Source organism: Brevibacterium antiquum, from assembly GCF_016107655.1.
Lineage (GTDB): Bacteria > Actinomycetota > Actinomycetes > Actinomycetales > Brevibacteriaceae > Brevibacterium > Brevibacterium antiquum.
In genome coordinates this window covers 503099-516882 of sequence record NZ_JABASX010000001.1, presented here as the reverse complement: position 1 = coordinate 516882, position 13784 = coordinate 503099, and the positions used below count along the sequence as shown (strand labels likewise).

Annotated in this window: 11 protein-coding genes and 2 tRNA genes; 6 read left to right on the top strand and 7 right to left on the bottom strand. The window is 60.9% G+C overall.

Annotation, left to right across the window (positions count from 1 at the left end):
• Positions 1 to 84: 84 nt before the first annotated feature.
• Positions 85 to 633 carry a YceI family protein gene (locus JFC13_RS02375; RefSeq protein ID WP_198395491.1) on the bottom strand — a complete coding sequence of 183 codons (549 nt, stop codon included), beginning with the start codon at positions 631 to 633 and terminating at the stop codon, positions 85 to 87.
• 189 nt (positions 634 to 822) lie between these two features.
• Between JFC13_RS02375 and JFC13_RS02370 the strand changes: the two genes are divergently transcribed.
• The 3 genes from JFC13_RS02370 (at position 823) to JFC13_RS02360 (ending at position 2303) form a co-directional block, all read left to right on the top strand.
• Positions 823 to 896: transfer RNA gene (locus JFC13_RS02370), tRNA-Met, on the top strand.
• A 185-nt stretch (positions 897 to 1081) separates the two neighbouring features.
• Positions 1082 to 1155 (top strand) — tRNA-Met (locus tag JFC13_RS02365).
• Between the two features lie 122 nt (positions 1156 to 1277).
• Positions 1278 to 2303, top strand: a complete 1026-nt coding sequence (locus JFC13_RS02360; protein WP_198395490.1) for an ABC transporter substrate-binding protein — start codon at positions 1278 to 1280, stop codon at positions 2301 to 2303.
• Positions 2304 to 2431: 128 nt separating this feature from the next.
• Here the strand turns inward: JFC13_RS02360 and JFC13_RS02355 are convergent, their stop codons facing one another.
• Both JFC13_RS02355 and JFC13_RS02350 read right to left on the bottom strand, forming a co-directional pair.
• Positions 2432 to 5407 (bottom strand): UPF0182 family membrane protein, encoded by a 2976-nt coding sequence (locus tag JFC13_RS02355; RefSeq protein WP_232488126.1) that lies wholly within the window; start codon positions 5405 to 5407, stop codon positions 2432 to 2434.
• A gap of 32 nt (positions 5408 to 5439) precedes the next feature.
• Positions 5440 to 6579, bottom strand: coding sequence for a YlbL family protein (locus JFC13_RS02350; RefSeq protein ID WP_198395488.1), 1140 nt, complete (start codon positions 6577 to 6579; stop codon positions 5440 to 5442).
• A gap of 172 nt (positions 6580 to 6751) precedes the next feature.
• Here JFC13_RS02350 and JFC13_RS02345 point away from each other — a divergent pair, with 172 nt between their 5' ends.
• Together JFC13_RS02345 and JFC13_RS02340 are read left to right on the top strand one after the other, a co-directional pair.
• Positions 6752 to 8203, top strand: a complete 1452-nt coding sequence (locus JFC13_RS02345) for a zinc-dependent metalloprotease (RefSeq protein WP_198395487.1) — start codon at positions 6752 to 6754, stop codon at positions 8201 to 8203.
• The gene (locus JFC13_RS02340; protein WP_198395486.1) at positions 8204 to 8773 is read left to right on the top strand and encodes an NUDIX hydrolase; all 570 of its coding nucleotides are present in this window, start codon (positions 8204 to 8206) and stop codon (positions 8771 to 8773) included.
• Here JFC13_RS02340 and JFC13_RS02335 read toward each other — a convergent pair.
• Both JFC13_RS02335 and JFC13_RS02330 read right to left on the bottom strand, forming a co-directional pair.
• Entirely contained in the window at positions 8751 to 9308 is a 558-nt protein-coding gene (locus JFC13_RS02335) for a M48 metallopeptidase family protein (protein WP_198395485.1), read from the bottom strand. The two genes, JFC13_RS02340 and JFC13_RS02335, sit on opposite strands and share 23 nt — an antisense overlap.
• Positions 9309 to 9478: 170 nt before the next feature.
• The gene (locus JFC13_RS02330) at positions 9479 to 9763 is read right to left on the bottom strand and encodes a hypothetical protein (protein ID WP_198395484.1); all 285 of its coding nucleotides are present in this window, start codon (positions 9761 to 9763) and stop codon (positions 9479 to 9481) included.
• Positions 9764 to 9824: 61 nt separating this feature from the next.
• Between JFC13_RS02330 and JFC13_RS02325 the strand changes: the two genes are divergently transcribed.
• On the top strand, positions 9825 to 10727 hold the full coding sequence (locus tag JFC13_RS02325; RefSeq protein ID WP_198395483.1) for a hypothetical protein: 903 nt from the start codon (positions 9825 to 9827) through the stop codon (positions 10725 to 10727).
• Here JFC13_RS02325 and JFC13_RS02320 read toward each other — a convergent pair.
• Together JFC13_RS02320 and nudC are read right to left on the bottom strand one after the other, a co-directional pair.
• On the bottom strand, positions 10704 to 12743 hold the full coding sequence (locus JFC13_RS02320) for an ATP-dependent DNA helicase UvrD2 (protein WP_198395482.1): 2040 nt from the start codon (positions 12741 to 12743) through the stop codon (positions 10704 to 10706). The genes JFC13_RS02325 and JFC13_RS02320 overlap by 24 nt on opposite strands.
• The gene (nudC, locus tag JFC13_RS02315) at positions 12740 to 13717 is read right to left on the bottom strand and encodes an NAD(+) diphosphatase (protein ID WP_198395481.1); all 978 of its coding nucleotides are present in this window, start codon (positions 13715 to 13717) and stop codon (positions 12740 to 12742) included. Before nudC ends, JFC13_RS02320 begins: the two co-directional genes overlap by 4 nt.
• Between the last annotated feature and the right edge of the window lie 67 nt (positions 13718 to 13784).

Sequence of the window (13784 nt, the reverse complement as noted above, 5' to 3'; positions counted from 1 at the left end):
CGGATCGCATTGCTGCGATCCGCCCCCCTCTTTGTTCGATGCGACCGCCTCGGCGCCAGTGCACCGGTGGCAGTATCAGGCGGTTCAGGCCTTGACGAGCTCGAGTTCGAGTTCGATCTTGATCTTGTTGGAGACGAGCAGCTCGCCGCCGCCGAGAACAGCATTGAACTCCATTCCGAAGTCCTTGCGATCGACCTTGGCGACAGCCGAGAGGCCTGCAACCTGGTTCTCGTTGGGATCAGTGGCAACTCCGCTGAATTCGGTGGCGAAGGCGACTTCCTTGGTCACGCCGCGCATGGTGAGGTCTCCGATGAGTTCGAACTCATCGTTGGACGCTGCATTGATCCCGGTGGACTTGAAAGTCAGTTTCGGGTTGGTCTCTGCCTCGAAGAAGTCAGCACTCTTGAGGTGACCGTCGCGCTGAGGATTGCGGGTGCTGATCGATTCGACGTCAGCCTCGGCGGTGACCGTGCTGTCTTCGAGGTTCTCCCCGACGTTGACGGTGCCCGCGATGTCTTCGAAGTGTCCGCGGACCTTCGAGACGCCGGCGTGGCGAGCGGTGAACGTGAACTCGGAGTGTACAGGGTCGATATTCCAGATTCCTGCGGTGAGTCCCTGTGGAAGAGCAGTCATGATTTCTCCTTGTAGTTGAAATTTGAAGTACAAGCTTGACTATAGTTTAATTTTCAATCATCTACAAGCCTGAATCGTCATTGATTTCAGACTGCGCACCTCAGGTGAACAGCAGGTGGACATGTGGCGGACGTCACCCGATTTCGGTTTGGCCTGCAGGAAACAGCTCGTGTAAAGTAGAGAACACGCCGCGGGGTGGAGCAGTTCGGTAGCTCGCCGGGCTCATAACCCGGAGGTCGCAAGTTCAAATCTTGCCCCCGCCACGTTGTGAATGTGCCGCAGCATCGTTGATTCGATGTTGCGGCACATTTTTTGTTTCTGCCTCGCCTCTGTTTCTGACTCACTTCTCCTGGGAGTCCGACTCCACGGGGCACCAGAGAGCAATTGCCCGAAACCCGATTATGCTTCTGACTTGCGAGGACGTAGTATTTAACGAGTAAACAAACGCCGCGGGGTGGAGCAGTTCGGTAGCTCGCCGGGCTCATAACCCGGAGGTCGCAAGTTCAAATCTTGCCCCCGCCACGAAAGTGGCAGAATCCCCAGTCAGTTCTTCTGGCTGGGGATTCTTCGTCTTCACTTCGATATGGACGCCCAACGCATCTCAAAAGGCTGAGCTCCAGCAATGGCAAGGTTATGCTTACCTTGTGACCATTTCTTCCCGCAGCACGCGCGCCGTGGCCGCGACCGCACTGACTGTCCTCCTGCTCACCAGCGCCTGCACCTCCGGCGCCGACACCGACAAGGGCGAGGGCACCGGCAAGAAGGACGTCGCCACCGGTGGCAAAGCCTTCGCCACGGCAGACAAGGAAACCGCGAAGCTTGGCAGCGACGCCGAGCCCGGAGCATTTCCACGCACGGTGAGACATGCCAATGGCACCACCGAGATCGCAGAGCGGCCCAAACGCGTCGTCGTCCTCGACACCGGTGAGCTCGACGATGTCCTCGCTTTGGGCATCACGCCCGTCGGCATGGTCACAACCGAGGGAGCACACGCAGTGCCGTCCTACCTTGCCGATCAGGTCAAGGGCGTCGACACGGTCGGAACTATCAACGAACTCAACCTAGAGGCGATTGCCGAACTCGAGCCAGACCTGATTCTCGGCAGCCAGCTGCGTGCCGACACCCTCTACGAAGAACTCGATTCCATCGCACCCACCGTATTCTCGATTCGTCCGGGATTCCCCTGGAAGGAGAACTTCGCTCTCGTCGGCGAAGCATTGGGTATGGAAGATGAAGCAGCAGACACCCTCAACGACTACACGAGAGCCACCGACGATCTCGACCAGGCAGTCGAAGGCAGACCGACGATTTCGCTCGTACGATTCATGCCCGAGAGACTGCGGCTATACGGCAACAAGTCCCTGATCGGCGTCATCCTCGATGATGCCGGGTTCGCTCGTCCCGAAGCCCAGGACATTGCTGAACTCGCGGTGGAGATCTCTCCGGAGAACCTCGATCAGGCCGGTGGCGACTACGTCTTCTACACCAGTTATGGCGACCCTGAGGCAACCGGTGAGACCACAGCACTCTCCGGCAGCCGGTGGACGGGCCTGTCGGCCGTCGAGGACGGCAGAGCCTTCCGAGTCGATGACGACGTATGGTTCCTCGGATTGGGTCCCATCGGCGCGGGGCAGATCGTCGATGACCTCGACAGCTATCTGACCGACTGACTGAACGGGAAGAACGTCTCCTCCCCCAGTGCGCTGACCGTCCTCTGAGAACCAGCACAGAAGTCGAGCCCCTGGAATCCGAACGAATTCCAAGGGCTCGACTCATTCAGCGTCGACCGGTGCAGACGTCAGTTGCCTCCGCCCTGATCGGCCGGGGCACTGGCCGGAGCCGAAGCTCCGTCCGTTGAACCATCCTCGGCCAAAGACGGATCGGCTGCCACCGCATCCTCAATCGCATTCTTGAGACGATCCTGAGCCTTTCCGTACTTCTCGAAATCGCCCTCCTTCAGGGCTGCGTCGGAGTCCTCCATCGCCTTCTTGGCTTCCTGCAGCGCCTCGTTGAGGTTCTGGTCAGCAGGCTTGGCACCGGAGTCGCCGCCGCCGCTCGACCCACCCGACTCGCCGGAGCCGCTGTCCTCAGTGCCGGCGTCTCCAGCCTTGGCACCGGAGTCGCCGCCGAAGACCTGGTCGAGAGCCTCATCCAGGGTCGGAGCGAATCCGATGTCCTCGCCGAAGGCCACCAGCACGTGCTGGAGCAGCGGGTAGGACGTGTCGCCGGCGGACCGGACGTAGACGGGCTGCACGTAGAGCAGGCCGCCGCCGACGGGCAGCGTCAACAGGTTGCCGTTCTGAACTTCAGACTCGCCCTGACGCAGCAGGTTCAGGCTGCGCTGCACATCGGGGGCAGTGTTGAAGTTGTTCTGTGCCTGACCCGGACCGGGCACCGTCGTGTTACGCGGCAACTGCAGAAGACGGAGCTTGCCGTAGCCATCTGCCACTTCTCCCTTGGAACTGCCGGCGTCGGCATCCGCTGACAGGAAGCCGGTCAGGTTATTCCGTGCCTGCCCTTCAGAAGAGCGCGCTGGAATGTAGGAGCTCGTGAGCGAGAACGACGGAGTCTTCTGGCCCGGCATCTGCAGAGTCATGTAGAACGGAGGCTGCGTCAGACCGCTGTTGGCCTCCCTCGTCGGATCCGTCGGCAGCGTCCAGAAGTCCTGGCCGGTGTAGAACTCACTGGCCGTGGTCACGTGGTACTTCGTGAGCAGATCACGCTGCACCTTGAACAGATCTTCCGGATACCGCACGTGGCTCATCAGGTCACCCGACATCTCTGACGACGGTTTGATGAGGTCAGGGAATATCTTCATCCACGTCTTGAGGACGGGATCGTCTTTGTCCCACTGGAACATGTCGACCGTGCCGTCATAGGCATCGACCGTGATCTTGACGGAGTTCCGAATGTAGTTGACCTCTTCATCCGGAAGTGTGGCCACCGTGTTGGGCGCAGTTGCCGTCACCGAATCCTCGGTCGCCTCCTGCAGCGGCTGAGGCGTCGAATACGGGTAGTCCTTTGCCGTCGTGTAACCGTCAAGGATCCACTTGATCTTGCCGTCGACGACAGCGGGGTACGGGTCGCCGTCGATCTTGAGGAACGGTGCCAGCTTCTGCACGCGCTCACGTGGGTGACGCTCGTACAGGATCTGCGACTCATCGTTGACTGCATCGGAGAGCAGAATCTGCTCATCCTGATACTTCAGCGCGTAGGCCAGACGGTTGAACAGGTTGCCCAAGGTCGGACCGCCGTCGCCGGTGAACGTGTTATTCACCTGGCCCGAACCGCTTTCCTCATCGGAGGGATAATCGAGCTCCCGTGGTGTCGCGCCCTTCTCGCCGCCGACGATCGAGTAGTCCGGTGAGTTCTCACCGAAATACACGCGCGGCTCATATTCGGGGAACTCCCCCTTAGGCGGAATATCGGACTCCATGAACAACGGCTCACCATCAGGGCTGCGCTGGTTGCCATTGGCGGCAACGACACCGAACCCGTGGGTGTAGACGATCGCACGGTTGTACCAGCTCTGGTTATTCACCGAGCCCGGGGCCAACTCACGAACTGCGATCACAGTGTCGCGCATATCGCCGTCGATCTCGTAGCGATCGACGTCGAGCTGCTCTGGGAAGGAGTAGTAGGGCCTGACCTGCTGCAGCTGGCGGAACGTGTCCGAGACCAGGTTCGGGTCGAGAAGACGGATCGACGCTGCGGTCTCAGCGTCTGCCCGCAGAGCGCCCTTCTCACCGCTGGTGCTCGGCTCATACGCAGTCACATCGATGTCATCGAAGTCGAAGCCATCACGAGTCGCATCGATGTTGTGCTGAATGTACTCGGATTCCAGGCTCTGCTGAGAAGGGCCGACCTGGAACTGCTGGACCATCGCGGGATAGGCGATGATCGAGATGCCGCCGAGGACGATGAGCGTCGCGGTCGCGATCAATGAGATCCGCCAGTTCCCCTTCCAAGCCGTATAGACGAACAGGAACGCCACCAACACCGCTGCTATTGCAACGATGGCCATGGCCGGCAGCGCCGCCCTGTCATCGGTGTAGGTCACACCGGGAACGATGCCGCCGGTTGACGTCATCCGATCGTACCTGGCCAGCCACAGACGGCCTGCCTGAACGAGGACCAGAACGCTGACGGTGATTCCCAGCTGCCACTGGGCCGTCTTCGTGAGGATGACACCCTTCTGCTCCCCTGGGCGGATGCCGCCGAAGAGATAATGCCCGACGAGTGCGGCGATAAGCGCCAACAGAACGGCCATCCCCACTTGATCTCCGATCAGCCGCAGACCGGGCAGAACGAAGACGAAGAACGACTTATCCATCCCGAACTGGGCGTCCTGCGAACCGAAGGAGGTCGAGTTCATCCACTGGAGAACGGTGTTCCAGTGCGAGGAAGCGGTGATTCCGCTGAGCACGCCGACGACTGCTGGGATGGCGAATGTCGCGACCCTGCGCAGCGGTTCGATGGCTTCACGGTACCGGTCGAGGTTCTCCTGACGCGGAGTGGTCGGCGCGTACACCGGACGATTGCGGAAGGCCAGATGCAGGCTCAGCCAGACTGGGACCGCCATGACCACGAATCCGGCCGCGAATGTCAGTCCGCGGGTGATCCACATGGTGCGGAACACCTGCGAGGCATCGATCTGTTTGAACCACAGGATTTCGGTGTACACCTGCGTGAATGAAATGAAAGCAACGAGCAGAATCGCCACTGACACGAGAGTGAGCAATAGGGGCGAACGTCTGGGCCGGTTCGTCGGCATTCGTGCGGAGGTGGGTGAGGACGGAGAGCTCACTACTGCCCTTTCTCGTTGTTGTCGGCGCTGCCAGCTGAACACTTCTTCAGATCCGAAGTGTCTCCGGCTGCGTACTGCTCCACGGCATTCTGCGCGTCATCGAGCGTGTCGATGCGCGCCACCGTGATCTTGGACTGATCGGCAGCCTCGATGACCTCTGCGCAGTTGTCTGCGGGCGAGAGGAAGAGCTTCGCCCCCTTCGCAGTCGAGGCCGCTACCTTCTGTCGAGCCCCACCGATGGGGCCCACTTTTCCTGCAGGATCGATCTCGCCGGTTCCTGCCACATGCTTTCCACCGGTCATAGCACCGGGTGTGAGTTCGTCGACGATCGCCAATGCGAACATGGTGCCCGCTGAGGGGCCGCCGATGCCTTCGACGTTGAAGGCCACATCGACTGGGAACTCAAAGTCCTGTTTCATGCTGATACCGATGGCTTTGCGCCCGTCGATCGTCTCTGGTTTCAGCGCGACATCGACGTTCTTCCGACCGCGTTCGACAACGAGGTCGACCGAGTCGGAGGATTGAACCGTCTCACTCATCACCTGTGCAGCTGCCGGATCGGAATCCAATTTCTTCCCGTTCACGGAAATGATCCGGTCGCCCTTGCGCAGTTCCGCCTCGGCGGGCGAATCGGGAACCACATCACCGACGAGAAGGTGGACCTTATACGGTTTGTCGAGCTGTCCCATTGCTGCGGCAACGGCCACGTCCTGGCTGGATGACATCTCCACCGCATTGGACGCGGCCACGTCTTCCCGCGTTGTATCGAGCGGGTAGTAGGCCTCCGTGGGGATGACCGTCTCCTTGCCGTGGAGCAGAGCGCCCAGCGCTTGCGAAGCATAGGTATCCCGGCCCGGGCCGCCGCTCACAGCCACGGTGAGCATATCGATGCGGCCACTGGTGGGGTAGGTTTTGGCACCGGAGACGTCGATCATGGGTTTGTCCTGGTAGTCACCGAGGGTGTTGAACACCGGCCCAGGCAGCTGCAGCATGTATGGCACCGGCAGCAAAACCGCAAGAGCGATGAGGATGTATGTCATGACCCCTGAAGTCGTGGTCAGACGTGGAGCGCGTCGTCGAGTGTCGCCACGCGTCGGTGTTGCGGGCACCGGCACGGCCCGAGGGGCATTAGCTGTCATGTGTTCCTTTCGCTGCACCGCCCAACCAGTCTAGTTGAAACCTGACCGTGAGTTTCACAGACTCCTTTCGCCCGGTGCGAACATCATCCGAAACCTCCCGGAATTGGGAAGCTTCCCACATGCGGAACCGTTAACGTATAAGACAAACCGATCCTTGGGGGCTTTGAGAAAAATGAGCGATGACAACAACAACGAGCAGAATCCGTTCGAGCAGATCTTCGGAATGCTGTTCGGAGCGAACGGTCCCGGCTCCGGTCAGGGCGATGACAAGGACGGCAATCCTGGTGCGCAGGGATTCCAGATCGACCCGGCGATGATGTCGACCATCATGAATCAGATGCAGGGTCTCTTCGGACAGGGAGCCGATCCCCAGGCGCAGGCGACGTCGATCGCGCAGAAGGCCGTTCCGACCCCTGACCCTGCGGTGGGTCAGGAATCCGTCAAAGCGACCACAGATGCCTTCCGACTTGCCGAACTGTGGCTCGCCGAGGCGACCGAATTCTCTGTGGCCAATCGAACGGCACGTACTCTGACCCGCGCGGAGTGGGTCAGCGAGACCATGCCGGGGTGGCAGAAATTCGTTCTCCCGATCAAAGAGAACATGTCCACTGCCCTGACAGAGACCCTTGAGACCCAGGTTCCGGCAGAGATGAAGGGCATCCTCGCCGGTGCCTCATCGATGTTCGGCTCGATGAGCGATTCGATGTTCGCCATGCAGATCGGTCAGGCAGTGGGTGCGTTGTCGGAGAGCGTTCTCACCGGCACCGAGGTGGGACTGCCCCTGCTGCCTCATGACAGCGCAGTGCTCGTGGAGACCAACGTGGAGAAGTTCGCCTCCGAGATCGACGTCGACGCCTCGGAAGTCAGGATCTACCTGGCCGCCCAGGAACTCGCGCACCTCGCACTGTTCGAACGCGCTCCCTGGCTCAGCGCACAGGTCGAAACTGCACTGACCCGCTATGCGCAGGGCCTGAAGGTCGACACTTCACAGATTGAGGACATGGCCTCGCAGGTCGATCCGTCCAACATCTCCGACCTCAGCGACAATATCCGTCAGGGCCTGTTCAATCCTCCGACCACCGAGGATCAGAAGAAGGCACTGACGAATCTGGAGAACCTCCTCGCAGTCATCGCAGGCTGGGTCGACGTGGTCGTCTATTCCGCCTGTGCGCATCTTCCCGGACGCGATCAGATCCGTGAGGCCCTGCGCCGCCGCCGAGCCACGGCAGGCCCTGCCGAAAAGACTTTCTCAACCTTGGTCGGCTTGGAGTTCAATCCACGGCGTCTGCGCGACGCTGCGGCTCTGTTCGGATACCTCGAGACCCAAGGAGGCACCGAGGCCAGAGACAAGGTGTTCTCCCACCCCGACCTGCTGCCGACTACACAGGACCTCGACGACCCGTTGGGCTACTCCGAACGCCGGCACGCCGAATGGACAAGCGAATCCACCCTTGACGAAGCACTGAGTCGAATTCTTGACGAAGGCATTGAAGGCACCGAGTCCAGCGAAGAATCGGAACCGCAGAACGATGCCGGCTCAGATACCGACGCATCCGATTCCGACTCAGATTCCGACGATGGATCAGACGACGGCGATGAGACCGGCGGTCGCAGCGAGAACTGAATGATTCATCTCGACACAGCTCGCGCCGAGATCGGTGCCACATCAACGCCGACTGACTTCGCGGCCGACTTCGAACGCCTGTTCTCTGCCGTCGGTGACGGAGCACTGCGCCGCGGGGCCGGCGCTGAGCATGTCACTGCCAGCTGCCTCGTCTTCGACCCTGACACCGAGTCCGTGCTTCTCAACCACCACCGCAAGGCTGGCCTCTGGGGTCAGTTCGGTGGGCACCTCGAGGCCGAGGACGACAGTCTGCGCTCCGCGGCACGCAGAGAGGCCATAGAGGAGAGCGGGCTGAGCCGGCTGACCTGGTTCTCACCTGCCCCGATCGATCTCCATGTGCATGATCTCTCGGCTTCGTTCGGCGCCTGTGAACGTCATTTCGACGTGGTGTTCGCCGCAGTCGCTTCCGTGGACCAGGTCCCCGTCGTCTCCGACGAGTCCCTCGCAGTGAAGTGGTTCCTGCTCAGCGCGCTGCCATCCTCACTCATGCCCGATCTCGTCGTGCGACTGCCGAAGCTCTACCGGGCAGGGGTGGCATCCCAGCAGCTCAGCGACCGCCACCCCGGCTGAACTGCTCCCCCGCACTGAAACCCTCAAGGTAGAGCTTCGCGTCCGCCTGCTTGGGGTGTCTGTCCGCCAACTCGTGGAATGCCCTGGAGTGCGGGCCTATCTGCAGATGCGCAAGTTCATGGACGATGACTGTCTCCAACACCCAACGAGGCACTGTCTGCAGACGGTGGGAAACCCTGATGTCGCCTGACGACGTCGTCGTCGATGCCCATCGACTGATGTTCTGATTCGTCACCCACCTGATCGACTGCGGACGCAGACGTCCGTCGAAATAGCGCTGGCTCATCTCATCCGCCAGAGAGACGAGGTCGGCGGCTGAAGAATGGTCCCTGGCGGCAAGCCGATTGAAGAGATCGGTCAACGACCGAATGTTGTGCTCCACGCTGTATCTCACAGGCGTGCTGAGAACGTATGTATCCACTTCCTTCGAGACTGAGATGGTCTTCTTCCGGCGTGCCGAGCGGCGCACTTCGATCTCTCCGCGGGCAATCGCCCGCAGCACGTCCTCTTCGGTCCATCGCTGTTGAGTTGCCACAGACCCATCATAGGAAATTCAACGGACATTATTTCGCTCGTCTCTAGTTGTGAGTTTCCTGAGTATCGATATTCTGCACCGTCTGCCGGGCTGTCCACAGGCCGAATTGCCCGCCATGGGCTCCAGGTGCGGAAGTGACCTACGCTTTCACTCTCCGCGGAGCAACTCCCTCAATCATTCAAGGCACCTTTTCTCCACAGCTCATGGCGGGATATCCACAGGTTATCCACACGCTGTTGACTCGTCTGTGCATGAACCGACATTGACGGGGCGGCAAATGCAGAATAGGTTCTATGATTGACCCCGGAAAACCCGGAGATGCGTGCGGAAGGGGAAGCTGCACGAGTCTCCGCGAGCGCCTGGGGCACACAGCGGTTGAGGGCACGTCGGAATGCATTTTCCGGCCTGCCCTCAACTGTTTTCCACAGGCTTTTCCACAGTTCTATCTCGTCCATGGCGGATGTCGTCCACCTTCACTACTGTGGAAGTTCGAGGCGTTCGAGGCGAGGTGGAGACATGTTCCGAATTTTTCCCAGTGTGCCGATCACATGGCGTTCACCATCGTGTGCGCAGTTCGGCGTCGATGATCCTGTCCTCATCGACGGTCTCCTGCCCGCAGATGTCGCTCTCGTCGAGGAGCTGCGGATGGGTGTCGGTTCAGCCCAGTACTACTCTCGAGCACAGGATCTCGGTGCCGACCTGGGCCGGGCGAGCTCGCTGATCACACTGCTCGATGAAGCAGGCGTCATGGTTCCCGACGATTCCGATGCAGTGATGATGACGAAGAGTTCGCCGCTGTTGGCGACTGCGCAGATCTTCGCCCTCTCACCAGATCGTGTATCGAGGGTTCTGGGAGATTCGCCGATTCTGGTGGTGGGGCCGCTGAGAGCCGTCACAGAACAGTATCTCTCAGCCTCCGGTTTCGCCATCGCAGATCAGCATCGCGTCGAAGACCTCGATCTGCTGTCCTCACCGCTGGTGATCACAACTTCGTACCTCGTACCAGACATTCACACTGCCACTTGGCTCACGGATCGTGAGGTCCCGCATTGCCAGGTCGTGATCGGGGAATACTCTCTCGAGATCAGCGGTCTCATCCGGCCCGGGACGACGCCGTGCGCCGTGTGTGAGTGCCTGCGGAGGAAAGACGCCGATGATTCCTGGCTGGACCAGTACCCCCACGTCCGTGCCCTGCCAGACCGTGAGAGTCTCAGCGATCCCTTGTCACGTGGACTGGGCGCACTCAACGCCGTCCAGATCCTCAGACGAGCTCTGCTGCGCCCAGACACCGAACCGGTGCGCAGAAGCGTCTCTCTGGCCACAGGTATCGGCACAGACGAGGCTCTGTCGTTCCATCCTCGCTGCCAGTGCCGCGTTTCCGTTCCCCACTTCGACCTAATCGACGAGCAGGCTCAGTAACCCTGACCCATAGAGTTCGAGTTTGGTGGCGCCGACTCCAGGGATCTTCGCCAATGACGTCATGTCCTGCGGTCTGATCTCTGCGATCGCGGAGATCGATGTGTCGGTGAGAACGAGATAGGGAGGCAGCCCCTGTTCCAAACCGACGCGGGCCCGCCATCGTCGCAGTCTGTCGAGGAGTTCGAGGTCGACGTCGGCAGGGCAGTTCGCACACCTGGACAGGGCTCGGTCGACCTGGGATACGAGCACCTTGCCACACGATCTGCAGCGATTCATCGCCACCGAGGTCGCAGTCCGACGGCCCTGGCCCGCTGTTTGATCGACTCGCCCGAGTTCACTGAGGAATCGGGACGGCTTACGTGGTCGCTGCTTGGAGTCATGGCGTGACTGTGACCAGCTCAGGCTGAGGTCACGGCCCGCACGAGTCAGTGCGACATACAACAGACGCCGCTCCTCAGCGACCGTTCGCGGCGTCTGGGCGTAGCTGATGGGCAACAGGCCCTCACTGAGCCCGACGAGGTGCACACTGTCCCATTCAAGACCTTTGGCCGCGTGAAATGAGGCGAGGGTGACACCCTCGATGTCAGGGGCGAATTGGTGTTCGGCTCGATCGCTCAGGTCTGCGAGAAACGTTTCCAATGGCACCGGCAGCTCAGATCCTGACTGATGGGTCTCCGCCAGATCGACCAGAGCCTTCAGAGATTCCCATTTCTGTCTGCTTGCCCCTGCCGCGGGTGGTTTGCTCGAGTATCCCAGGGACACCAGCACCTCGGCAACGACCTCCGGCAGGGGCCTGCCGCTCGAGGTGGCGCGGGCCGCTTTCAGCATGAGGACGGCCTCTTTGACCTCCTTGCGCGCGAAGTACCTTTCCCCGCCGCGCAGAACGTACGGGATTCCGGCCGCCGCCAGAGCCTGCTCATAAGCGGGACTCTGTCCATTCGTACGGAACAGAACCGCGATGTTTCGCGGTCGGCGACCGGCGTTGATCTCGGCAGAGATGGCCTTGACGACCCCGGCGGCTTCAGCGTCATCGGTCGGATACTCGGTCATCGCCGGCTGCTGTCCCTCGGGATTGTCTGTGCGCAGGGTCAGTGCCGAGCGGGATGTATGCCGAAGCAGGTTGTTCGCCGTCGACACAATCGCCTTCGTCGACCGGTAGTTGCGGACCAGCTGGATCGTCGTCGACGTAGGCAGTGACGCGTCGAGGGTCCTCAGAAGTGAAGAATCTGCTCCGGCGAACGAATAGATCGTCTGGGCCGGGTCACCGACTACGCAGAGGTTGTCCCGTGGCCCCAGCCAGCGCGAGAGCACATCATATTGGAGGGGTGAGACGTCTTGGAACTCGTCGACGACGAAGTGTCGATACTGATCACGAATGTCTGCTGCGATGGCCGGGTATTCTGCGAGCACTCCGTCCAGAACGAGCAGAACGTCTTCGAAGTCCATCAACCGGCCGCGTGTCTTCGCTTCGCTGTATGCCTCGAAGATGCGCACCATGTCTTCGACGCCCAATTGTCCCGGAAGATCGCGTGCTGCGGCTTGGGTGGCATAGTCATCGACACCGAGAAGGGACGCGGCAGCGAATTCGAGTTCGGAGGCCACATCTCGATTCAGTTCCCGGCTGGTCTCGATCCCCATGCTCTGCAGCACTGAACCGAGGATCCCGGCCTTATTGTCGATGATTCGGGGGAAGTCGCCGGTCGCGAATCGATCCCAGAAGAAGCGCAGCTGGCGAAGAGCTGCCGAGTGAAAGGTTCGGGCCTGGACAGCGGGAACCCCGAGGTCGCGCAGACGAGACCGCATCTCTCCTGCTGCCTTGGCGGTGAAGGTCAGAGCCAGAACGTGGTTGGGAGGGAAGACATCGGTGGCAATGCCGTAGGCGATGCGGTGGGTCATGGCACGGGTTTTGCCCGTTCCGGCTCCGGCCAGGACGATCACCGGTGTGGAGAACTGGGTGGCGACCTCTTTCTGCTCCTCGTCGAGAGCGTCGAGCAGCGCTGCGGCCTGAGCGTTCAAATGTTGTCCAACCAGCTGTAGAGGAGCTGCCCTGCGATCGAGACGAGTCCAGGTGCCCGGACCGTGCCGTGTTCGATGGCTGCGCGCAGTTCCTCACGCGTGAACCAGGTCAAGGTGGCGATCTCGGCCTCGTCGGCAGCGAAGTCGAGGCTCGGAGCCTCAGCTGAGAAGCCGAGCATGAGTGAGCACGGGAACGGCCAGGGTTGGGATCCGAGGTACTTCGGGTCCACGACTTCGACGTGGGCCTCTTCGAACACCTCACGAATGACTGCGTGTTCCAGGGTCTCACCGGGTTCGACGAATCCGGCCAGCAGGGAGTAGCGGTCGACCTCCCACGCCGCATTGTTTCCCAGCAGCACTCTTTCGACCCCGTCCTCGTCTGTGTTGATGATGAGGACGATCACGGCCGGGTCGGTGCGAGGGAAGTGTTCGCTGCCGTTGCCTGGGTCCGTTCTCACCCAGCCGCCGAGGATGGGACGGGTCGGCTGCCCTGTGCGGGGCGAGAACTGGTGGGCTCTGTGCCAATTGCCCAGGCCCACGATCTCGCATGCCAGAGACACCTGCACGTCGTCGAGAGACTCGGCCAGCTGACGCAGCGGCATCCACACAGGCTCGGCGCTGTCGATGCCCTCGCCCGGAGCGGTCAGCAGATCTGTGGCGTCGCGGGCACGAGAAGTCGCCAGCGAGGTGTCGAGCTGGCTGCGACCGGAATCATCAAGGGAGACCCCGATGTACCGGTTTCCTTCGTCATCGCGGCCGAGGTAGATCTCTGTCTGCTCCCCCGGAACCATTCCGGGGTCACTGATGAACAGGCCCCCGGCCGCCACGAGGAGTGACCCACGATGTTCGAACACGGGTTTTGCTCCGCTGGCCCACAGTTCCTGCAGGTCACCGTCCTGACCACGAGAGAGATGGTCTCGATCGATTCCATGGCGGGCCAGACTGATCGGCTTCACGAGTGGCAGTGGCTTCATGCCCTCCACGATAACGCAGGGCCCTGACGCAGGAAGTGTGGGTGCTGACACGCTCAACAGCCGAATC